Origin of the sequence: Litchfieldia stipae (genome assembly GCF_014837155.1) — a bacterium.
Taxonomy (GTDB): Bacteria; Bacillota; Bacilli; order Bacillales; family Bacillaceae_L; genus Litchfieldia.
In genome coordinates this window covers 62,624-84,223 of record NZ_JACYHA010000002.1, presented here as the reverse complement: position 1 = coordinate 84,223, position 21,600 = coordinate 62,624, and the positions used below count along the sequence as shown (strand labels likewise).

Here is a 21,600-nt window from a genome sequence, read left to right as displayed (position 1 = left end):
TCCTTTTACTTGTATATCTGATATCTATATTTTACTATATTCATATCAAACTTTTTAGTAGGTGATGAAATGCCACAGTTAGATTATGATTCCCAATATGTAAGAGCGCTCTATCTAAAGAAAGAGCTTATCCCTAATGAACATGTATTTCCCTTTAATTTACCGATTGTGCAACGCTTCAAAGAAATTGCTTTCCATCCTAATGTAACGTATATTGTCGGTGAGAATGGAATGGGTAAGTCTACATTACTTGAGGCCATCTCGATTGGGTTAGGATTTAATCCTGAAGGAGGGACAATGAATTTTAACTTTTCAACTTATCATTCACACTCTAACCTAGATCAGTATATTCGACTCATTAAAGGAGTTTATCGACCAGAAGATAGCTTTTTCTTCAGGGCCGAAACCTTTTATAATGTTGCAACAAATATTGAAGAATTAGATTTAGAAAGTGGGGGTCCAAAAATTGTTGATTCCTTCGGAGGTAAGTCCCTTCACCAACAATCACATGGAGAGTCTTTCTTTGCTGCTTTCATAAACCGTTTCCGCGGAAATGGACTATATATTATGGACGAGCCAGAAGCAGCACTATCGCCCTTGAGACAATTATCTTTAGTATCTAGAATTCATGAATTGGTCAATCAAGGTTCTCAATTTATTATCTCGACACATTCACCCATTATCATGGCATACCCAGACTCAAAAATTATTCAACTCACTGAAGATGGCATGGATGAAGTCACTATTGAAGAAACCAATCACTATTTAATTATGAAACAATTTATTGATGACCGTGAACGATTGTTTCATCATCTTTTAAAGTGAGATCTTGATAACGTATTTATCATTTCATATCCCTTAGTTTTTTCTGCTAATATAAGGAAGAATTAACCAACAAAATAAGATATAATGCTAGTAAAGGTCGATTAGGGGGAATGATTAATTGAAGAGATTTCTAAAGTGGGGATTAATTATTCTTGGGATTATTATCTTAGGAGTGGCTATTTTAGTATTTGCATTTTTGCAAAGTATGAAACCGGATAAAGCTGAGGTTGCAAGAGTAACAGAGCAGGCGCAAGAACATCTTAAAAAGAAGTATCCTCAAGCAGATATGGAAATAGTTGATACGTTGTATGATAACATGGGAAATTTTAGTGATTTTGAGTATGCAGCCAATGTGATAAATAATGAAGATCAAACGGAATTTTTAGTATTTTATAATAAGGATACAAAGCAAACAGAAGATAGCTATATAGCTGATAAATGGGAAAATGAGTTGGCTAAAGTGATTCGACCTTATTTAGAAGATACATTCGGTGAATTAGATGATTTATGGATTTTTTTCGATGAGAGAATAGAATATGATTTAGCTGTTGATTATAGGAACCCAAATAGTTATAGAGACTATGATGTAACACCATCAATCATGGTGTTTGTACCAAGGGAATCAAAATCCGGTGATGAGGAATTAGTTAATGACTTTATCACCTTTTTAAAAGAAGAAGCAGATTTAAAGCATGCAAATGTACACGTAGATTATTTGAAAGATGGCGTACCATTAGACGAAACGTCTTGGTATGAAAGCTTTTAAATCAAGTGTTTAATATCCACCGCTCCCAAAAAGGAGCGGTATTTACATGACATGAAAGTTGAATTTCATAAAAAAATACGTATATACTAGAAAGATATGGATATTCCATTCAAGATTACGCACAACTATTAGTCTCAATTTGGTTATAGAATAGAAGGAGTACATATGAAGGATTTTTATACAGAAATAAATAAATCATATTACTATAAATTAATCTTAGCAGTCATATTTCTAATGGTGATGGGGTTATTATTCATTAATCCTTTACTTAGTGAACATCCGTTAGGGTATTATCTACATATAGTACTAGTTTTGTCATTAGCAACTAGTATTTTGCTTTATCCTCGATTTGAAAGTCAGTATTTAAGAATACTCATTATTCTAATCGCATCGGCTTATTTCTACACGATATTCTTTCTATATCCCAATACTTGGACAGGCTTTATCTTTCTTTGTATGATCCCAGGTATTTCAATATTCTTTTTTGATTCGAAATTGTTTTATTTTTCCTTGGTCGTAAATTCGATTCTAATGATGGCTACATTTAGTTATATTTCATTAACGGATTTAAGAAACATTTACCCTGATATAAATCAAGACCTTATTGGCAATATCATCAATTTCTTTGGTAGCCAAATATTCTTGTATCTCATTTTTCATTTAACATATGCTCGCATTAAAAAGCTCAAAATTTATTACGAGGAAATACAACATTCTGAGCGCTTACGGACAACTGGCCAATTAGCAGCTGCAGTTGCTCATGAAATTAGAAACCCGCTTACTGTCGTAAATGGTTTCTTGCAATTATATGAAAGTGATCCTTCCTTTAATAAAGATGTGAAGAGAAACTTCAGTTTAATGATTGATGAATTAAAGACGGCTGAAAATGTCATTTCTCAATTTCTCTCGATTGCAAAACCTAATGGAGCTATCAAACTAGAAACTGTCAATGTGAAGACTTCCCTTGAAAGTGTAACTGATTTACTCAAATCGTATGGACTTTTTCACGACAATAATATTGACTTATTTGTAAAAGAAGAATGCTTTATTCCTGCAAATAATATAGAGTTTAAGCAATTGATCATTAATCTCATTAAAAATGCAATCGAAGCATCAAATGATGGGGATACAGTAACTGTAGTTGTTGAGCCTTCCAAAAAAAATGTTGAAATTAAAATAAAGGACCAAGGATGTGGGATGTCAAGAGAAGAAATAAAATCATTGGGTACTCCTTTCTACTCTTTGAAAAGTAAAGGGACTGGCTTGGGAATGATGATTTGTTTTAATATTGTAGAAAAATATAATGGATCCATTCACTTTGAGAGTGCTAAAGGTGAAGGAACTACGGTCATTTTACGTTTTCCTGCAAAAACAAGGCAAGAGGTGATTTTGGGATGAAGAATGAAGAGAAAAACTATCATAGTCGGCTTCTTGGATTAAGTCATGCTTTTGACCAGGTGATTGAAAAAATGAAGGGCAGTTACATTGATGAGAAATATTCAAACTGGTTCCTTTGGCTTTTATTTAGTCCGCTACGTGATATAGCGCAGATAAAATCAGTACATAATGGTTTAAAAAGTTTTTCCGAATCTAATTTCTTTTTAGCTATTATCCCATTTCTATCAATGTTAACAGGCACTGTCGCACTCTCACCTAGTGACTGGATCGACTACATTGGTTCTATGGCTGTCGGATTAGTAGTAGGATACATATTTACAATTTGTTTTTACTACCCGAAATTACTACAGTTTGAAAGTGCTCATTTTCATACAGGTGCTTACCGCTTGTTTCGAAGACAGGAGTATGAAATGTTCCGGTCAGCCTTTCTTGATAATAAGGGAGAATACTATTTCCGGGGATTGTATGATTATTTAACTAGTATGAAGATAACTACTGATGATTTTGAGGAATTATCCAATAATCTAGAAAAGCGTTTAGATCACTTTTTTCTGGCCGAAAAGCACCAGTTAGAAACAAAAATCTCCATGTTAAAAGCTAGATTAAATAGACAAGATGAGAAGTTTAATATTTTAGTAAATACTTATGAAGATGCGATTGGTGAGTTAGAAAAAGAAAATGAAGAACTTTCTAAAGGTGCTGAATATGTCATTGAATTAATTAAGGATATTAATAAAGTCTTATACCGAATGAAGAATGGTGTATTTACGACAAAGGATTTAAACTTAGTTTCTGGATTTACGTTGTATGAGAAAAGAAAGAATTTCTTAAAGAAGATAGAAGATGTAGGGACAACAGGCTCTTCTCCTAATGAAATCTCTCTTGATGATAAAAGCTTGTACAAAAAATGGGGAGCAGTCAAAGTGGTAAAGGATGAATTATCGCAACCAGTGATTAACTATCCATACGAGAATCATACAGTTGTTTCATTACGGGTAAAGATGGATATTGATCAACATAAAATTTGGGTCTACAATTTTCATTTTGACACAACTGATCAAAAGGTATCCCATTTATTAGTGAAAAATGATATAATAGATTCAAGAGAAGTCTATCGGTTAATTCATGCTCTCTGTTTGTTATCAGATCATAGCATACAAGAGCATTTAAAGGAGGCGGGTACAAATGAGTAAAGCAAACGATAACAAATTAAAAATCATTGAGTTTAAAACACAAAAACAAATCACAGATGACCGCCGTATGAAACGTTCAGAAAAAAGGCAGGAATTACGCAAACGTGTAGAAGCCATTAGAAATTATGGGATGCAACGAGAAAAGACATATTAAGTACACAAAAGGGAGAATAGCTAAGCTATTCCCTTTTTTATTTCTTAAATATATTCTTTTTTATTTCTTCAATTTCTTTTAAGCGCTTATTAATGGAGTCTCGTCGTCTGCGTAAATTTTCATTGCGATCACCAAGTTCCAATATTTTTGGAATTGAATTCAGTTGTATTAATTTCCCCATGATGTAAACTCCTTGTTTTTTAATAAATTTAATTATGGATATTGTATGTTTCTTTCTAGAAAATAATAACAGTGTGGAAGGAAGAATTAATTATTAAAAGGCACTATGTTCCTATTTTCAGTTCTTTTACTCCGTTAAATTATGGCATTTCCGTCAAACTTTCGAAGTGTTTTCGCGATTTGAATCGAAATTTGACGAATTTGAAGGTATAATAAATACTTGTAAGATTTAAAGCTCATGGAGGTTCATATTATGATGGAATGGACGTTAGCCATTTTACTTGGCGTAGCAGTATTGTTACTGATTATCTCAGTATTGAAAACTAGGCAGTCATCTAAGGAAGAACATAGAGAAATTGACATGGTTCACATCTCAATGATGAATGAACTCACTCAATTAAAAGACCAAATTCGAAACATCGAGCTTGATGCTGAAATTACTTTAAGGGAAGCGGGTTTGCAAATTACTCTAAAAGAGAGACTAGCGTTACGTGAAATGCTAGATTTATATAAACGCGGATACTCTATTGAGAGCATTGCAGCTGAAAAAAAATTAGCAATCAATGAAGCAGAGCAATTACTATCTCCTTACTTAACTTCTAAAGATGATGAAAGGAGAACAGTGGATCATGAAAGCTAAATTAGTGAGCAGCTTTGCAGCAGGTCTTATTGTTGCTACTGGAATCTCAGGAGCGGTATACTTCCTAGACAAGAGTGAAGGGACGAATGTACAACGTGCTGAAGCTCCTTCTACTGAAGAAATGAAAGAATTACTAGCTTCAACGGGATATGTGATCCATACAGAAGACGAGTTTAAAGAACAATTGGCTGCCGCAGAAGAAGCTGCTAGTAAAAATAATAGCAAAGAAGAAGGATCTGAAACGAATGAAAAGGAAGATGAGGTAAAAGAAACAGTTATCTACCGCACAATGCTAACAGTAACAACTGGTATGACAAGTATTGATGTAGGGGAAGCACTTGTTAAGGCAAACATTATTGATAATGCAATGGATTTCTTTAATGATGTTGAAAAGAAGGGACTAGCCAGCAAATTACGTCCTGGAACTTATGAAGTGGATAGCCAAATGTCTTCTGCACAAATTATATCAGTGATTTTCAAATAAGTGTTTCATAAAGGCTGTTTTCGTATAGATTGTTGCTTTTAAAACCCGCAGCCTGAATACACTCCGCGTCCTGTGGGGACACACGCATCCCACGGGAGTCTTGAGTGTATTCAGTCTGCTAGAAATCTCACTCTCAATAATTCATCTCAAAACAACAACAAACTTTGAGAAAACAGCCTTCATAAAAGAGGAATTCCTATAACAATGTGCTAAGCACTATGGAAATCCTCTTTTTTTTGCAATATGTTTAGATCTTGAGATCAAGTTTTGTACTTAGGGTAGACTAAGCAATATAAAAATAGAGAGTATGTAAATGGTGGTTGTTTAATGAACAAATACAAATTGGGTATATACACGCTTATATTAATTACAATATCTTTCTTAGTTATCATAAATATCAATAATATAATCATACAAACTTTGTTTCTAATTTTCCTATTCCTTATGTTTCTATTGGTACGAAAACATATGCTACAAATAAAGTCACTTAAAACGAACTATGAACAGTTAGAAAAAACACATATTGAGTTGATGAACCATTTAGACATAGCAATCGAATATGAAGAAAAATATCGACGGATCCTAAATAATATAAGTGACGTTATTCTAATTTTCGAATTAAAAAATGGGGAGCCGAGTAATATTATTTATGTAAATAATATGGCTTATGTGAAATTAGGATACAGTGCCGAAGCACTCCGGTCTAAAACACCATTACAACTAATTTCTGAACAGAAACATACTGAATTCACTAATAGCTTGGAACACATTCTTAAAGATGAAGAAAATAATAAACTGGAAACAATATTCATAACAAAAAATGGGGAGGAAATTCCGTTCGAATTACATTCCACTTTGTATAAAGAAAAAGGAAAGAATCTAGTTTTAACAGTTGCGCGTGATATTACTGAACGTAAAAATTATGAAGTAAAACTTACTGAGATGGCTTATTATGATAAATTAACGGGATTAGCCAATCGCAAAATGTTAGAAGTGTTATTTAAAAAATCCTTAAAAAGTGTTCAACGCTCAAAAGGACAATTAGCCGTTTTTTTCATTGATCTCGATGGGTTTAAAAAAGTGAATGATACTTTAGGACATGATGCTGGTGACTTATTATTAAAGGATGTTGCAGCAAGATTAACTCACACTTTAAAAGGAGATGACATTATCTCACGATTGGGTGGAGATGAATTTATCATTGTGACAGAAGGATATAGCCTAGAGGAAGCCACTCAAATAGCTGAACGTATCATTGAAGAAATTTCTAAAGTATATATGATTAAAAATCAGGAAGCTCGTGTCACCCCAAGCATCGGTATTAGCATTTATCCACAGCATGGAAAAGATCAAAAATCACTTCTCCAAACTGCCGATAAGGCAATGTATTTTGCAAAACGCAAAGGTAAGAACACTTACAAAATATATACAGAGGAAATGGCAAACATCACAATACAAAAGTCAGGTATATTAGCGAAGATGTTAAACTTTTTTCAAGGTGAATAATACGAGTAAATATGATATTCGTAGAGAAGAGGTTATGTTGTTACTTAACAGAACTTCTTTTAAATATTACTTTTCAGAAAGATTAATTACTTTTAAATAGCAGATTAATTGTTTATAATCAATTAGTCTATAAAATTATGTCTTTGGGTTATTGATTGTATCTAAACTAGCTATGAATAGATTGGAGGAAAATATATGGAATCATCAAGTTTTAAAAGATCAACGATTGTTGCACTTTTACTTGCAGGCTCGTTTATAGCCATTTTGAATCAAACACTCATGATTACAGCAATACCACCTATCATGAATGAAATGGATGTTACAGCTAATAGTGCTCAATGGTTAACAACTGTTTTCATGTGTGTAAATGGGATTATGATTCCTATTAGTGCATTCTTATTGCAACGGTTTACAACAAGGCAGCTATTTATCACAGCAATGAGTGTTTTTGCTTTTGGTACATTAGTTGCAGGAATAGCTCCTAATTTTCCTACATTATTACTTGGAAGAGTCATTCAATCTAGTGGTGCTGGTGTTATGCTACCACTTATGACAACAGTCTTTTTAATGATTTTCCCAATTAATAAACGTGGGGCAGCAATGGGTCTGATTGGTCTAGTGATTTCCTTTGCTCCTGCGATCGGTCCTGCTTTATCTGGATGGGTCACTTCACATTATTCTTGGAGATTGTTATTTTTCATTATCCTGCCAATCGCCATCATCGATATCTTCGTTGCGTACTTTGCACTCAGAAATGTGACAGAGGTAACTAAACCCAAATTAGATGTGTTATCAATCATTTTCTCTTCTTTAGGATTTGGTGGACTTCTTTACGGTTTCACAAGTGCCGGGAACTTCGGTTGGTTAAATCCAATCACTATTCTCACGATTGGAACTGGAGTATTATCACTTATCCTATTTATCACAAGACAATTAAAATTAAAGCAGCCAATGCTTGAATTTAGAGTGTTCAAATATCCAATTTTTCCATTTGCGGTTATTATTGGGATGATTGCTTTTATGGGGTTGATTGGAATCGAAACCCTAATTCCGTTATATATGCAAGAAATGCGTGATTTCACAGCTTTTGAAGCAGGTCTAGCGCTTTTACCTGGGGCATTAGTGTCAGGTATTATGGCACCAATTATCGGAAGATTATTTGATAAAATTGGAGCTAAATGGATTGTATTAACTGGACTAACCATTCTAACAGCATCTTCGTTTACGTTTACGAATTTAGGAGTAGAAACCTCGTTTACGTATATAACTGTTATGTATGCTATCCGTATGTTTGGTTTAGTTATGGTCATGATGCCAGTTCAAACTGCTGCTTTAAATCAGCTACCAAAACATCTTATTCCACATGGTGCTGCCATGGATAATACAATGAGAATGATTGCAGCTTCTGTTGGAACAGCAATTCTAGTTACAGTTTTAACAACAAGTGAACAATTAGCTGAACAAAACCCTGCGATCGCAACACCAGACATTTATGGTGCGAATGTATCATTTATTGTAGTAGCTGTCCTTTCTCTAATTGCTTTAATCATTGCACTTTTTATTAAGTATGATAAGAAAGAGAGTGCAAACACAGAAGTCACACAACAAAATAAAAATGTTACTGTAAGTAATCATTAACACAAATTGAAACGTCCTTCTCCAATGAAGGGCGTTTTTTTTTTTGGCTAATTGGGGACGGTTCTTACGCTGTTCTTCTCAGCAGAATGTCACGAGAAGTTTGTATATAGTTGGCAAAATTCCCAAAATTTAATTTTACATCTTTTTCTGAACATCAATTGTCATTATAATAAAGGATAAGGCAGGAAGGGGGATGGTTTATTATCTTTAATTCTATGGAATTATTTGAGTGGTTTATTTCGATTACCGTCGCCATTCTTATCGGGGTTTCTAAAACAGCCATTTCAACATTGGGTATATTTAATGTTTCACTTCTAGTCCAGGTGTTTCCGGCGAAAGACTCAGTTGGGATTATGCTTCCAATGCTTATCATCGCTGATATATTTGCTGTCTTCTACTACAGAAGAAGTGTTGTCTGGAAGCATTTATTTTCATTAATACCATGGGTGCTTGCAGGGATTTTTATCGGCTTTTTTGTTTTGTGGAAGGTAAATAGTGAACAACTATCACTACTTTTAGGAGTTTTAATATTAACATTAATCATATTACAGGTAGGCAAAGATTCTATTAAATCAAATATTAATCAATTACTGCCAGAATCAAAATGGTTTACCTATGCCATGGGAGTATTAGCTGGATTTGCGACAATGATCGGTAATGTATCTGGGGTCATTATGTCCATTTACTTAATTGCGAAACGACTTCCAAAGAATGAATTTATTGGAACAGGGGCATGGTTTTATTTATTCGTAAACATCATCAAAATCCCTTTTTACTTATTTTTAGGTATGGTCTCTACGGATTCGTTTTACTTTAACATGACGATGATACCATTCATTATCATTGGTGCGTTCTTAGGAATCTTCATCATCAAATTTATCCCTGAGAAAATTTTTCATTGGATTATCTTAGCTCTTGGAACCATTGGTGCCATTAAATTGATTTTCCCAGGCTAATTGGCGACGGTTCTTATGTTTCCTTTTGGCTCACTATTTATATAATAACCTTGAAAGAAGATGACACATTGAATCATACAAGGATGAAGCTTATATTGTTAGTCGTAATTCTAATGTGGGGAAGTAATTTTGTTTTTACAAAGCTATTACTTGAAGCATTCCCGTTTTGGACGTTATTATTTGTTCGCAACCTTTTTGCAGCAATTGCCTTATTATGGATTACGCGAAAATACCTATTTATTACACCAAAAACGAAGAAGATGTGGGGTTATGTGCTATGGGCATCCATAATTGGTGTAGTAATCAACAATGTCGTTTTTCAAATTGGGCTTAAATACACGCTAGCTACCAATGCTTCACTCATTATGGGATTAACACCGTTAGCTACAGCCTTTATCTCATACCTGGTGTTTAGTGCTCCATTACGGAAAAAACAAATAATAGGAATTGCTCTTGGTTTTATTGGTGTAACCTTAGTGGTATTAAAAGGGTCAATTACAAACTTATTTTCTCTATCCTTTAATATCGGAGATTTCTTCATTGTGGGTGCATTACTCACATTCAGTATAAGCTTTATCTTCATTAAGAAAGCAACTGATAGTAAGTTTCCACCTGCGATCATCAGTTTATACGCATATTCAATTTCTTGTATTTGTTACATACCAATGGTGTTATGGGAACAAGCCGCACAAGGATGGAATAGTATTCCGACTGATGCCCTTCTATGGCTAATGCTCCTGTATGTAGGAATTTTTCCAACTGGGGTAGGGAATATGCTTTGGAACCGCGGAATTAGTATCCTTGGCCCAGGCCCATCTGCCATTTTCATGAACGGAGTTCCAGTCATAGCAGCCATTACATCTGTAATCGTATTGGATGAGCCAATTTTAATGTTACAAATTATTGGATTCCTCTTTGTGGGAACAGGTGTTCTTTTAGGGTCACAGAATAAGAAGGGAGCAGCTATCAAGCAAAAAGAGAAGGGGCCATCTGGTGTACCATTATAAAGTAACAAGTATCAAATGGAAATTAAATTACAATTGAATAAATGCTATGCGTATAGTGTGCCTCCTTATTTCTCGATTATTACCATAAATACTTTTCAGTTAAAGTTGAAAACTATGAGGGTAATACCAACAATCGAAAAAAAGGGGGCATTAAAATTGATAAAACGCAAGCTATGTACAGTTATTTCAGGTGTAGCTTTACTTACAATGGTAGGGTGCAACTATGATGATCAAGGAATGACGAACCGAGATCATAATCAATTCGGAACATTAGAAAACAGAAATGTTCAGAATGACAACCGAAACATCTTCACAAATGATCGAGATCAAAATGATCGTGGAATTTTTAACACGAGGGATACAAACCGGAACAGAAATAACAATGGAAATTGGACTGATTTAGGTGGTAACAACAGTCCACTTACTGACATTTCTGCTGATAAAACGGAAACACCGAGTAATAAGTATCCTCATACAAAAGCAGTTCAGATTCAAGAGGCAAAATTTAAATATGTAAAACTTGATAAAAATCAACTACAAGAATTACAAAATAAATTAACCAATTTAAAGCCAGGTCAGCAAGCTGTACCTAACCAAGGACAGCAACAAGCTGCACCAGCTCCAGCACCACAACAACCAGCTGAACAGCAACAAGCTGCACCAACTCCAGCACCACAGCAGCCAGCTGAACAGCAAGCGCCACAACAGGAGGCAAAAGCACCTGAGCAGTCTCAAGCAGCAGAAGGAATTAGTCAATTTGAGCAACAAGTTATTGATTTAACTAACGCAGAACGACGAAAAAATGGTCTATCAAATCTACAAGCAGATACACAATTAAGCGGTGTAGCAAGAGAAAAATCTAATGACATGCAAAAGAACAATTATTTCTCACATACAAGCCCAACATATGGTTCACCATTTGACATGATGAGGGACTTTAATGTAACTTACAAAACAGCAGGTGAAAACATAGCACAAGGACAACAAACTCCAGAACAGGTTGTTCAAGCATGGATGAATAGCGAAGGACACCGTAAGAACATTTTAAGCAAAGATTTCACACATATCGGAGTTGGATACCAACAATCAGGGCACCATTGGACACAAATGTTTATTGGAAAATAATGAATAACAAAAGACCTTCAATCTATTTGGAGGTCTTTTCATTTTTTGGCTTTCGTTCATATTTTATTCAAAAAAACGTTCGAATTCGAATATTATAATTGCCAAGTACTTATGATAATGCATATAATTAGTAAATCTTGTTCCTTTTTTTGTAAGAATTGTAAGTGTTTTTTTAATGATAGAAATACATCGAATATTATTCAACTTGAGGGAGTATTATGATAAATTTCATAGACAGATTTGAGCAAGCCTTTTACTATTCTCCTATTGGTATGGCTTTGGTTTCATTAGAAGGAAATTGGATTAAAGTAAATCCAGCCTTAGCCAAGATTACCGGCTATACGGAAGAAGAGCTACTATCAAGAACTTTTCAGGATATTACTTACCCAGATGATATAGAAGCTGATATTAATCAAGTCCAGGAATTAATTGATGGAAAAAAAGATTATTTTGAATTAGAAAAGAGGTATATACATAAGAACGGAACCATTGTATGGGTTTTACTTTCAGTTTCTGTTGTTCGAGAAGAGAATAAATCCTTATATCTAATCTCTCAAGTTCAAGAAATTACAGAAAGAAAACAATTGGAGCTAAATTTAATTGAAAGTGAAGAAAAGTTCCGTAGCTTGTTAACACACTCACCTGATGCCATTTTGGTGCATGATGGAACTAATATTATATACGCGAATAAATCAGCTGCTGATCTAGTAGGTACAACGGTAGAAGATATAGAGGGGGTACATATTCAGGAATTTATAGATCCTACAATAGTAGAAGAAGCATATAGAATGACTCAAGAGATTTTGTTAGAGAATAAGCCCATTCTTGATATTGAAGCAACGTTACGGAGTAAAAATGGAAAATTAATCGATACCGTTTTTTCTGCTAGCCCAATTAATTTCATGGGAAGAAGAGCAGTTTTATTAAGCTACAGAGATATCACAGAGCGAAAAAAAATCGAACAAGCTCTGACAGAGAGTGAAGAACGTTATCGGAGTTTAGTAGAGTATGCTCCATTAGGAATCTTAGTACATCAAAATAACATTATTAAATATGCTAATTCAACTGCATTACAGCTACTTGGGACAAAAAAGCCAGAGGACATTATTGGATTACATTTTCGAAATATCATCCATCCAGATTATAGATTAATTGTTACAAATCGTGTTAAAAATTCAAATGTAGAACCTAGTTCACCATGCTATGAAAGATTTATTCGGTTAGATGGGAAAGAGATTGATGTTGAAGTGAATGGGATACCTGTCCAACTGAATGGTGAATCAGCTGTTCAATTAGTATTTTGGGATGTTACTGAAAAAAAGAAGGAAGAGGATTTGATCCGATATCGTGCCTACCATGATACGTTAACAGATTTACCCAACCGTCTTAAATTCCAATTAGATATAGCAGAAGAAATTAACGAAGACAAAATGTTCACGATCATGTATTTAGATTTACACGGACTAAAACAAGTGAATGATGCTTATGGTCATCAAGCAGGAGATACAGCATTAATAAAAATCACAGCTCGATTATCAGGAGCCATTGGTCATGTTGGACTGATTTATCGTTTAGGTGGAGATGAATTTGCCATTGTATTACCTAATCATAAAAATGATGACGAAATCAGGGATATTGCAACAAATATAGCTGAAGTTATCAAACAGCCCATTTATATAGGTAATACGATTGTGAACTTTACGACAAGTATTGGTATTGTGTATTATCCTAATCACGGTGTAGATATAGAATTACTTCTCCGCCATGCTGATATGGCCATGTATCATGCGAAGAAAACAAAAACACTTTATAAAATTTATGATAAATAATAATAAACTTCGATGCTTTAAAAGAGGTGGATTGAAGCATCGAATATTTCTCAAATAGTTTATTACGCAAAATATAAATTTGACGTAATAAAGAATGAATTGTAAACTAAATATAGGATAAATCGGATTGAGGTGAATTTTTATGGTAAGTGAATCACAACAACAGCTTTATAAAAAATTGAACATCATTGTTAAGGAATTACCATGGTATGTTGAAGAATATTTCGATCATAAACGTCGAAAGCTTTCGGCAGCCTCGTTATTAAATTACTGTCATGATTTCAAAATCTTCTTTAACTGGATTGTATCTGAGCAACTTTATAACGGCTCAATTAAAGAGATTCCATTAGAATTTCTAGAATCACTAACTGTACAGCAAGTTGAAGGATTTTTACAAGCTCTTACATATGAAATGAAAAACAAAGAAATCACAGTTAATCGCAAATTGTCAGCACTCAAATCGTTGTTTAACTACTTACAAAACATCGCAGAAACTAGAGATCTGAAGCCCTATCTCCAGCGTAACGTGATGGCGAAAATTGAATTTAATGAGCTTAAAGAAAGTATGGAAACAATCGCAAATAAAATGGAAGGAAAAATTCTACTTGGAGATGAATATGAGAAATTCAGACGCTTCATTGCCTCTGATTACGGAGAATTGGTGAAAGAAAATAAGAAGCTATCAAACTTTCATAAATTAAATCTTGAACGTGATACGGCAATTGTATCCCTCATATTGGGTTCTGGACTACGACTTTCAGAGGTTGTCAATTTAGATTTAGACGATATCGATTTCAGCAAGTTCTCAGCAAGAGTCATTCGCAAAGGTAATAAAGAACAATATGTTTATTTTAGTAAAATAGCGATGGATGACCTTCAAGAATACTTAAAAATCAGAGCCGTTCGCTATGAGGTAGATAAAAGCAATAAAGCACTATTTGTAGCAGCAGCAATGGGACCTAAAGGAAAATCAAGAAGGCTCACAGCCAGATCAATTGAAAAGTTGATTGAGAAATATGCTGTTGCATTTGGTAAGCCTTCCCTATCCGTTCATAAATTGCGTCATTCATTTGCCACAAGATATCATTCAGAAATAAATGATGTACCAAAACTAAGAAGACAATTAGGGCATTCATCCATTCAAACAACGATGATCTATACCCATATACGAAATGATGATTTAAGGAGTGCAGTCGATAAAATGGATATCCCAAAGGACTAAGCACGAGTCTTATCGCTTTTTCTTTTTCGTGTCCTTTGCAGCAACCTGATTTTTATTTTTTGCTTCTAACTCTACATACACTTGGACTTGATTTTCATCAATTTCGATTACATTGATGACTTTTCCTTTACGTCCTTTAACTTTTATCGCCTGGTCTACAGCAGGAATGTTAGCTAAATACTGACTTAATACAACCGTTCTTCCATCAATAAAGTGCACAACAGCCATAGTCATTTCTCCTTAATAAGAAAATTTTAATACTTTTGTATAAAATATTGAGGAAATATGAAATTTAGACCTTTTACATCCATACTTGCATAAAAAACGGTGTCATAAGCCAGGCACCGTTTTAATTTTGTTAATAAAACTTAAGAGCCAGTCAATTTCTTAGATTGTGTAGGTATTGAAGTATCTTTCGCTGTAGTATGACTTGTTTTAGTAGTTAAATAGACCCCTGTAAACACGAGAATTCCCCCAAGTACTTGAATCAATGTAATCGATTTGCCCAAAAGTAAGCTGATGATTGCTGTGAAAACCGTAATCAAATTTAAGTATACTCCAGCTTTACTAGCATCTATATGACGTAATGAAACATTCCAAAAGATAAAAGACCCTACTGATGGAAATACTCCCATATAAATGATACCAATCAAGGCCTGATTACTTAGGTTCATATTAAACTCGACATCTGAAAAAAAGATGATTGGAAGTAACAAGATTAATGCAAATAAGACGGAGACCGTTGTTGCTGCAATGGGTGGAATCGATTTCGTTTTTCGGCTAATAATCGAATAAATCGTCCATAACACAATCGCGACTAACATCAAAAGATCACCATGATTGTATGTATTATGAAAAATCAATTGCAGTTGACCTTTTGTTAATACTAACAGAACACCTAACAGTGAAATAACGATTCCAATTCCATGCTTCAATCTCAATTTCTCCTTTAAAAACAAAACAGAAAACAAAACTAATACAGCAGGATTGATCGAATTAACTAAAGATGCATTCAGTGAAGAAGTGTATTGTAAGGCTTCGTATAAAAGAAAATTATAACTAATAATACCAAGGATCGCTAACACCAAAAGTGTTTTCCATTTTTTCCATACACTTTTCCAATCAGGTCGTTCAATCCAATGAGCAAGTGGGAACAACAAGAATAGAGCAATCAACCAGCGCGAAAACGTCATTTGAATCGGTGTCATTTCAGCAACTAAATACTCTCCAAACACATAATTTCCAGCCCAGAATAAATTTGCTAAAACAAGCAGTAATAGGACGGTATATTTTTTCAATAGATCTCACCTCATTTCTAATAAGAAATTGTTTCTTATATATTCTATCAATATAGCAAACTGGAAAATATCTTGCAATTGGTTATGTAATCATCTAACAGGAGGGAGCATTAAAATAATCATTTAATATTTTATTTTGTTTATTCTAGTTAACATAATATATATTATAGGAACTAAATTAAAAATCATAAAATTCCGTCTCATAACTAAGTATACTTTTGAAATTGAGACGGAATAAATTTTTTTATTTTTTCACTTTCATTAATTTTTTTCAATCATCGTATAACCATTATGTCTTCTTACTTTGTATCCTCACTATAGAAAGAAGTAATTTCCACGAAATAATGTAACATTTCTCTTTCATTAGTAGAGATCCTTACCGATAAATCAATCGTTCTAAATACGAACTCTTTAATCCCGATGAACTCCGATTCTGCAACCAAATAAAACTGTGTTCCTTTTTTGAAGCCTTTAAAATCATCCTTCAATTTAAATCTTTTCATGATTGACCTTGTTGCTCCTATTCAATTAATTTACGCTAAATTTCTTTGTTTCTTTTATTAAAACATACTCCCCGCTTCTCCCCAAGGAAAAACTAATTAAATGCTAAATAGACCGTTTCAAGCTCTTTTTCTATTACTTTACCTTCAAAAAAAACCTGGTATGCCTTGGCATTAGGTCTAGAGCTCACAATCTTTTTTATTTCTTGATTGATAAAATGAATGGCCACTCCATCGTCTGCAGCTAAACCTTGCTTTATTTTTTGACTAGCGACTAGTTGTTGGTACGTTGGTCTACGATCTGATTCACCGTCATAGTGTGGACAATTACTTCCCTTTAAGAATCCTAGACAATCTAGTGGTTCTAATCCACCCCCGAATGAATCTGTTACACCCTCTTCGAACCAACAAATTGACCCTGCACTTATCCCTGCTAGAATTACACCTTGCTCCCATGCCTTTCTTAAAATGCTGTCTAACCCCCACTCCTTCCAAAGCGCGAGCAAATTCTTCGTATTTCCTCCACCAACATAAATAATATCCTTTTCTAAAATAAACGATTCTAAATCTTTTGTTGGTGGTTTAAATAAAGATAGATGTGAAGGCTGGCACTCTTGGTTCTGAAAGAATTGATAAAACCGGTTAATATAGTTTTCTGAATCCCCACTCGCTGTTGGAACAAAACAAACCTGCGGATTTGACTTACTTGATTGGCTTAGGATATATGTATCTAACAAAGGATTTTCAGGCTCCATCGAAAATCCTCCTCCACCTAGTGCTATAATCTGCTTCATCATGAATCACCTCTAATTTAATTAGTACTAATTTCAACATACATGTCATCAATCCTGCAGATATTAATAACTTTTTTGATAATTTAATGTTAAAATACCCCTATATTCATTATCGAAAAAGGAGCAAGTTTATGAAAAATAGACCAAATCATATAGTCGCTGCCACCAAGTTTGTTGAGAAACATTTTCCACATTGTCATGGTGCCATCTTAGCTGGTAGTGTCATTCGGGGAGAAGCTACTGAAACCTCTGATTTAGATATAGTGATTTTCGACAATAGCCTAGTATCTTCTTATCGGGAATCTCTAGTTGAAATAGGCTGGCCAATTGAATTATTTGCACATAACTTAACATCATACCGCTACTTTTTTGAAAAAGATTGTAACGAAGCAAGACCTAGTATGCCTAGAATGGTGCACGAAGGGTTCATAATAAAAGATTCCGGCGTGTTATCTGAAATAAAAAAAGAAGCAAAGAAATTATTAGAACAAGGCCCAACACCATGGTCAAAGGAAACCATACATCTAAAACGATATTTCATAACAGATGCTTTAGATGACTTAATCGGCAGTAATAATAGAGGCGAAGCCATATTTATTGCTAATACACTCGGTAGCTTGCTTAGTGAATTTATTCTTAGAACCCAACGTAAATGGATAGGTTCATCAAAATGGACTGTTCGCTCATTAGCTCATTATGACAAGAAACTTGCAAACGAATTTGTTGTTGCATTTGATACCTACTACAAAACAAATGACATTGATAAGATCGTTGTCTTAATCGACAAGGTACTAGAACCATACGGTGGAAGACTATTCGAAGGATTTTCATTGGGGAAACGATAAATTTCCCCTAATATCACATTTTTTTAATCGTTGTCTATGTCTCTATCAAGAAAAGTGCTTTTCTCTCCTTCAACAATTCCTAACTTAGCCTTTATTTCCGTTAAATCTCTTATAATAGTTTGCGTATTCAGCCAAGCTACAAATGAAAAGAAAACAGCCAAACCTAAAGCAATGACGATTAATACATTCATCATAAAACTATTCACCTCTATAAACGTTAATTTCCTTTATGACTCTAAGTATATAATATATATAAGGCTAATCTAGAAAAAACTTTCATTCTACTCATTTATTAAGAAATATTAAAGCTGTAAACCTCTTCCATCAATTTCTACGACTCCAATTGGTCTAGTTATTCCATTTATTTTGTCTAAATAAATGTTAGTTCTCCCCTTTAAGAATTCTTCAAGGTAAGCAATAGTAATATCCTGAATGGAAGTCATAACATGTTGTGGTTCTTCTGTTATAAATCTACCAATCGTTGAGAATGATAGATGATTAGCACCTATAATTTTTATGAAAGAACGACTTACAGGTAAGTGTTCATACAGCTTTAACTGTTTCTCTATGTACGTAGTAGCTATGACCTCACTAACTGCTTTGCTCTCCTCTTCCATTAACATTGTTATAAATTCATCATAGCTTGAAGCTTCTTGACGGATATTTAGAACAGGAATCTCTGGTATCTTCTCACCTGTTAGATACAAACTAGCATCAAATAAAATAACACACCTTATTCGATTGTCAATTGATGCCAAATTAAGTACCGAAACACCACCTAACGAATGACCTAATGCTCCAATCTTACTAGTATCAAATAGACCATTAAAATATTCCTCATGATTCCATTTCTCTAACTGCTCTATAACAAACTGCATATCTTTCATTCTTGTTAACACTTGCGTCTGATCATCTGGAAACTCTTTAGCTTGATAGACGATTTTATTATTAGTAAAAACCGTTAAAAAACTGTCGTATGGAACACTAACAGTAATAACTATATATCCTTTTTGTACTATGGCTGTAATGACCTCTATATATAAGTCTCTGTCAATACCGAAACCTGGAGATAACAACAATACTGGAAAAGAGATATTTCGTACAGGCTCAGCATGTTCCTTAACAAATGTCTTCACTTCATTTAACTGTTCTTTGCTAATACCAACTTTTGAAAACACATCAATTGCTTCATTTCTTGCTGTATGAAATAAAGAAATAAGATTCGATTCAGTTGTAATTTCTTCCGTAGGATAAAATATACTAATTGGAAAAGAACGAAACTCTTTATTTTCTTCATAAAACTCCTTTCTCGTTTTATCAACAAGAACTTTTGTAACTCTTCCTACATTAATTGAAGAATTCATGGTATCCCCCTATAAAAATGCTAAATAAGTCTTACTCTATTTTTCTATCACCTTATCTAAAAAACATTGAACTTCTCCTGTTGATTTTAAAATATACACTTGCTTATCTTCAGACAGCTGATTAAGCCGTTTTAAGATATCAGGTCTTTTTGTTTTTGGATACTCCCAAACCCATTTTAAGAAAGCAAAATCTAGTCTTTCTTCACAGCCTTCTCCCATATCCGGCCTCGTTCTATTTTTATATTGAATCATTCGTTTTAAGGCTCTATATGTACATATAACTCTAGGAATATCTAGAAAAATAATGGTATCTGCTGCATTAAGTCTAATCTCCATTGTCCCACCATAATTGCCGTCTATTATCCATTCTTGTTCTTTCACTAATTCATGTTGAACTTTAATTTGTTCTGCACGCGAGACACCTACCCAATTCGGTTTCCAGAATAATGCATCGAGATGATATACAGGGATATTTAGCTTTTTACCTAGTTTTCTTGCCAAAGTAGATTTACCTGAGCCTCCAGAACCTATCAATACTATTTTTTTCACAATAAACCACCTAACCCGCTACAAGTATTTCTCCATGATGACAAAGGATTTCCCTTCTTTGATATAAGTAGAATTGGTTTCAACAAATCCAAATTTCTTATAAAAATCTGCCTTATTCTTTCTTGCATTACACCAAATCCTCTTCACACCATAGCTTTCTGCTTCATTTAATATAAAGTCTAGCAGTGCTGTTCCATAACCTTTCCCTTGTTCTTGCTGCAATGTAGCAAACTTTCGAAATTGAGCATCGTCATTTTTTATAAAAAGTGAAATAACAGATATTAAATTTTTCTCTATAAATAACCCAAAATGAATCCCTTCATCGTCATCTTTTAATTTTATAAAATCATATTCCTTATTTGGCCACATAACTTTATGCCTTAATTCCCAAACGTCTTCCTTATTAACTTGGCGAATTTCAGTTACCAAAATATCACCTCTCAATATCTGCTTAGTTCAAATAAAAACTCTCCATCACTGGTTAATTTAATAATTCCCCACCTGATTAACTATATAATTTCTAAATAATAAAAGTTCATTTCTCTTAATCTCAATATTACCTTTTTCATCCTTATAACAATCCAACACTTTTTTCACCGTTGCCGCTATTTCTGCTGGAAAAGTTGATGCTCCCCATATACCCGCTTCATACTTTGAAGAAATCACATCTTCTTTTAAATACCAATACACTCGAATTAAATTCAATGTGCAATAGATAGGTTCTATCTCTATATTTGTTAAACAATCGGAATAGTCTCCCATGATTGAGGATATATAATCCGCACGAGGAACTGATGGGAATACTTCCGTTATTGGTATACCTTCTACACAAATGCCACGGTGATTTATAATTGTAATATGTGCTGCTAAATCTGGATCTGTTTGTTGTCCATTGTTCATATATTGTTTAGTTCCTACTGCCATATCCACCTCATAACGAGTTCTCCAATATTCACTATAATGGAAATCATATGACAATGGATGCTCCCACTTTTTTAAGTGTTCTATATTCAGAAAACTAATTTCAATTGGATATGGATTGTTAGAAATTCTTAATAACAGTTGAGCCAAGCTAACTTTCGCTTCAACAGTCAACAATTTTCTCGTTACAATTATAATGTCTATATCACTACTCTGAGGATTAAACCCGCCCATCGCCAATGAACCATGTACATACAATCCGATGAAATTATCTCTAATAATCCCTTTTGACTCTCTTAAAATCTGATGAACTACGTTTTTAACATCAAGTGAACTCGTGTCCCAACTTATATACACTATACTCCCACCTATTACTAAATCTAAAGAATCACTTCTATCCTTATGT

At 33.8% G+C, this 21,600-nt stretch carries 25 protein-coding genes; 15 read left to right on the top strand and 10 right to left on the bottom strand.

Going from position 1 to position 21,600, the window contains the following annotated elements; all coding sequences use genetic code 11:
* The first annotated feature begins 69 nt into the window (after window positions 1-69).
* From F7888_RS02635 to F7888_RS02615, 5 genes are all read left to right on the top strand, one after another.
* Window positions 70-825: an AAA family ATPase gene (locus tag F7888_RS02635; RefSeq protein ID WP_191776949.1), complete on the top strand. Its 756-nt coding sequence runs from the start codon at window positions 70-72 to the stop codon at window positions 823-825.
* A gap of 118 nt (window positions 826-943) precedes the next feature.
* Entirely contained in the window at window positions 944-1,591 is a 648-nt protein-coding gene (locus F7888_RS02630) for a hypothetical protein (RefSeq protein ID WP_191776947.1), read from the top strand.
* A 165-nt stretch (window positions 1,592-1,756) separates the two neighbouring features.
* Window positions 1,757-2,989 carry a sensor histidine kinase gene (locus F7888_RS02625; protein WP_191776944.1) on the top strand — a complete coding sequence of 411 codons (1,233 nt, stop codon included), beginning with the start codon at window positions 1,757-1,759 and terminating at the stop codon, window positions 2,987-2,989.
* Window positions 2,986-4,182, top strand: coding sequence for a hypothetical protein (locus F7888_RS02620; protein ID WP_191776942.1), 1,197 nt, complete (start codon window positions 2,986-2,988; stop codon window positions 4,180-4,182). The genes F7888_RS02625 and F7888_RS02620 overlap by 4 nt, the downstream gene beginning before the upstream one ends.
* Entirely contained in the window at window positions 4,175-4,336 is a 162-nt protein-coding gene (locus F7888_RS02615; RefSeq protein WP_191776940.1) for a hypothetical protein, read from the top strand. The genes F7888_RS02620 and F7888_RS02615 overlap by 8 nt, the downstream gene beginning before the upstream one ends.
* Before the next feature lie 37 nt (window positions 4,337-4,373).
* On the opposite strand, the gene F7888_RS02610 is transcribed toward F7888_RS02615, so the two are convergent.
* Window positions 4,374-4,517: a hypothetical protein gene (locus tag F7888_RS02610; RefSeq protein ID WP_191776938.1), complete on the bottom strand. Its 144-nt coding sequence runs from the start codon at window positions 4,515-4,517 to the stop codon at window positions 4,374-4,376.
* Between the two features lie 252 nt (window positions 4,518-4,769).
* Between F7888_RS02610 and F7888_RS02605 the strand changes: the two genes are divergently transcribed.
* The 9 genes from F7888_RS02605 (at window position 4,770) to xerS (ending at window position 14,923) form a co-directional block, all read left to right on the top strand.
* Window positions 4,770-5,156, top strand: a complete 387-nt coding sequence (locus F7888_RS02605) for a hypothetical protein (protein ID WP_318246220.1) — start codon at window positions 4,770-4,772, stop codon at window positions 5,154-5,156.
* The gene (locus F7888_RS02600; protein ID WP_191776936.1) at window positions 5,146-5,640 is read left to right on the top strand and encodes a hypothetical protein; all 495 of its coding nucleotides are present in this window, start codon (window positions 5,146-5,148) and stop codon (window positions 5,638-5,640) included. Before F7888_RS02605 ends, F7888_RS02600 begins: the two co-directional genes overlap by 11 nt.
* A 468-nt stretch (window positions 5,641-6,108) precedes the next feature.
* On the top strand, window positions 6,109-7,146 hold the full coding sequence (locus F7888_RS02595; RefSeq protein WP_191776934.1) for a sensor domain-containing diguanylate cyclase: 1,038 nt from the start codon (window positions 6,109-6,111) through the stop codon (window positions 7,144-7,146).
* 195 nt (window positions 7,147-7,341) lie between these two features.
* Entirely contained in the window at window positions 7,342-8,784 is a 1,443-nt protein-coding gene (locus F7888_RS02590; protein ID WP_191776932.1) for an MDR family MFS transporter, read from the top strand.
* A gap of 215 nt (window positions 8,785-8,999) precedes the next feature.
* Window positions 9,000-9,740, top strand: coding sequence for a sulfite exporter TauE/SafE family protein (locus F7888_RS02585; RefSeq protein ID WP_191776930.1), 741 nt, complete (start codon window positions 9,000-9,002; stop codon window positions 9,738-9,740).
* A 95-nt stretch (window positions 9,741-9,835) separates the two neighbouring features.
* Entirely contained in the window at window positions 9,836-10,747 is a 912-nt protein-coding gene (locus F7888_RS02580; protein WP_191776928.1) for a DMT family transporter, read from the top strand.
* A gap of 156 nt (window positions 10,748-10,903) precedes the next feature.
* Window positions 10,904-11,872, top strand: coding sequence for a CAP domain-containing protein (locus F7888_RS02575; RefSeq protein ID WP_225228568.1), 969 nt, complete (start codon window positions 10,904-10,906; stop codon window positions 11,870-11,872).
* Between the two features lie 218 nt (window positions 11,873-12,090).
* Window positions 12,091-13,701, top strand: a complete 1,611-nt coding sequence (locus F7888_RS02570) for a PAS domain S-box protein (RefSeq protein ID WP_191776926.1) — start codon at window positions 12,091-12,093, stop codon at window positions 13,699-13,701.
* A 142-nt stretch (window positions 13,702-13,843) separates the two neighbouring features.
* A complete protein-coding gene (gene xerS, locus F7888_RS02565) occupies window positions 13,844-14,923 on the top strand; it encodes a tyrosine recombinase XerS (protein ID WP_191776924.1) in 1,080 nt (359 codons plus the stop codon).
* 9 nt (window positions 14,924-14,932) lie between these two features.
* Here xerS and F7888_RS02560 read toward each other — a convergent pair whose 3' ends face one another.
* The 4 genes from F7888_RS02560 to F7888_RS02545 form a co-directional block, all read right to left on the bottom strand.
* Window positions 14,933-15,151 (bottom strand): hypothetical protein, encoded by a 219-nt coding sequence (locus F7888_RS02560; protein WP_191776922.1) that lies wholly within the window; start codon window positions 15,149-15,151, stop codon window positions 14,933-14,935.
* Window positions 15,152-15,291: 140 nt separating this feature from the next.
* On the bottom strand, window positions 15,292-16,221 hold the full coding sequence (locus F7888_RS02555; protein WP_191776920.1) for a DMT family transporter: 930 nt from the start codon (window positions 16,219-16,221) through the stop codon (window positions 15,292-15,294).
* A gap of 299 nt (window positions 16,222-16,520) precedes the next feature.
* Window positions 16,521-16,724 (bottom strand): hypothetical protein, encoded by a 204-nt coding sequence (locus F7888_RS02550; protein ID WP_191776918.1) that lies wholly within the window; start codon window positions 16,722-16,724, stop codon window positions 16,521-16,523.
* Window positions 16,725-16,816: 92 nt separating this feature from the next.
* Window positions 16,817-17,515 (bottom strand): Type 1 glutamine amidotransferase-like domain-containing protein, encoded by a 699-nt coding sequence (locus tag F7888_RS02545; RefSeq protein WP_191776915.1) that lies wholly within the window; start codon window positions 17,513-17,515, stop codon window positions 16,817-16,819.
* Between the two features lie 131 nt (window positions 17,516-17,646).
* Between F7888_RS02545 and F7888_RS02540 the strand changes: the two genes are divergently transcribed.
* Entirely contained in the window at window positions 17,647-18,360 is a 714-nt protein-coding gene (locus F7888_RS02540; protein WP_191776913.1) for a nucleotidyltransferase domain-containing protein, read from the top strand.
* 23 nt (window positions 18,361-18,383) lie between these two features.
* Here the strand turns inward: F7888_RS02540 and F7888_RS02535 are convergent, their stop codons facing one another.
* From F7888_RS02535 to F7888_RS02515, 5 genes are all read right to left on the bottom strand, one after another.
* Complete coding sequence (locus tag F7888_RS02535; RefSeq protein WP_191776911.1) at window positions 18,384-18,554, bottom strand: hypothetical protein; 171 nt, start codon at window positions 18,552-18,554, stop codon at window positions 18,384-18,386.
* A gap of 108 nt (window positions 18,555-18,662) precedes the next feature.
* Entirely contained in the window at window positions 18,663-19,724 is a 1,062-nt protein-coding gene (locus F7888_RS02530; RefSeq protein ID WP_191776909.1) for an alpha/beta hydrolase family protein, read from the bottom strand.
* Window positions 19,725-19,760: 36 nt separating this feature from the next.
* Window positions 19,761-20,273, bottom strand: coding sequence for a DNA topology modulation protein (locus F7888_RS02525; protein WP_191776908.1), 513 nt, complete (start codon window positions 20,271-20,273; stop codon window positions 19,761-19,763).
* Window positions 20,274-20,291: 18 nt separating this feature from the next.
* The gene (locus F7888_RS02520; protein ID WP_191777438.1) at window positions 20,292-20,642 is read right to left on the bottom strand and encodes a GNAT family N-acetyltransferase; all 351 of its coding nucleotides are present in this window, start codon (window positions 20,640-20,642) and stop codon (window positions 20,292-20,294) included.
* A gap of 117 nt (window positions 20,643-20,759) precedes the next feature.
* The gene (locus F7888_RS02515; RefSeq protein WP_318246218.1) at window positions 20,760-21,551 is read right to left on the bottom strand and encodes an aminoglycoside adenylyltransferase domain-containing protein; all 792 of its coding nucleotides are present in this window, start codon (window positions 21,549-21,551) and stop codon (window positions 20,760-20,762) included.
* Window positions 21,552-21,600 lie beyond the last annotated feature (49 nt).

Coding starts and splice junctions, on each gene's coding strand:
- F7888_RS02635 (WP_191776949.1), top strand. CDS start 70: ATGCCACAGTTAGATTATGATTCCCAATATGTAAGAGCGCTCTATCTA.
- F7888_RS02625 (WP_191776944.1), top strand. CDS start 1,757: ATGAAGGATTTTTATACAGAAATAAATAAATCATATTACTATAAATTA.
- F7888_RS02620 (WP_191776942.1), top strand. CDS start 2,986: ATGAAGAATGAAGAGAAAAACTATCATAGTCGGCTTCTTGGATTAAGT.
- F7888_RS02615 (WP_191776940.1), top strand. CDS start 4,175: ATGAGTAAAGCAAACGATAACAAATTAAAAATCATTGAGTTTAAAACA.
- F7888_RS02610 (WP_191776938.1), bottom strand. CDS start 4,517: ATGGGGAAATTAATACAACTGAATTCAATTCCAAAAATATTGGAACTT.
- F7888_RS02605 (WP_318246220.1), top strand. CDS start 4,770: ATGATGGAATGGACGTTAGCCATTTTACTTGGCGTAGCAGTATTGTTA.
- F7888_RS02600 (WP_191776936.1), top strand. CDS start 5,146: ATGAAAGCTAAATTAGTGAGCAGCTTTGCAGCAGGTCTTATTGTTGCT.
- F7888_RS02595 (WP_191776934.1), top strand. CDS start 6,109: ATGCTACAAATAAAGTCACTTAAAACGAACTATGAACAGTTAGAAAAA.
- F7888_RS02590 (WP_191776932.1), top strand. CDS start 7,342: ATGGAATCATCAAGTTTTAAAAGATCAACGATTGTTGCACTTTTACTT.
- F7888_RS02585 (WP_191776930.1), top strand. CDS start 9,000: ATGGAATTATTTGAGTGGTTTATTTCGATTACCGTCGCCATTCTTATC.
- F7888_RS02570 (WP_191776926.1), top strand. CDS start 12,091: ATGATAAATTTCATAGACAGATTTGAGCAAGCCTTTTACTATTCTCCT.
- xerS (WP_191776924.1), top strand. CDS start 13,844: ATGGTAAGTGAATCACAACAACAGCTTTATAAAAAATTGAACATCATT.
- F7888_RS02560 (WP_191776922.1), bottom strand. CDS start 15,151: ATGGCTGTTGTGCACTTTATTGATGGAAGAACGGTTGTATTAAGTCAG.
- F7888_RS02550 (WP_191776918.1), bottom strand. CDS start 16,724: ATGAAAAGATTTAAATTGAAGGATGATTTTAAAGGCTTCAAAAAAGGA.
- F7888_RS02545 (WP_191776915.1), bottom strand. CDS start 17,515: ATGAAGCAGATTATAGCACTAGGTGGAGGAGGATTTTCGATGGAGCCT.
- F7888_RS02540 (WP_191776913.1), top strand. CDS start 17,647: ATGAAAAATAGACCAAATCATATAGTCGCTGCCACCAAGTTTGTTGAG.
- F7888_RS02535 (WP_191776911.1), bottom strand. CDS start 18,554: ATGATGAATGTATTAATCGTCATTGCTTTAGGTTTGGCTGTTTTCTTT.
- F7888_RS02530 (WP_191776909.1), bottom strand. CDS start 19,724: ATGAATTCTTCAATTAATGTAGGAAGAGTTACAAAAGTTCTTGTTGAT.
- F7888_RS02520 (WP_191777438.1), bottom strand. CDS start 20,642: ATGTGGCCAAATAAGGAATATGATTTTATAAAATTAAAAGATGACGAT.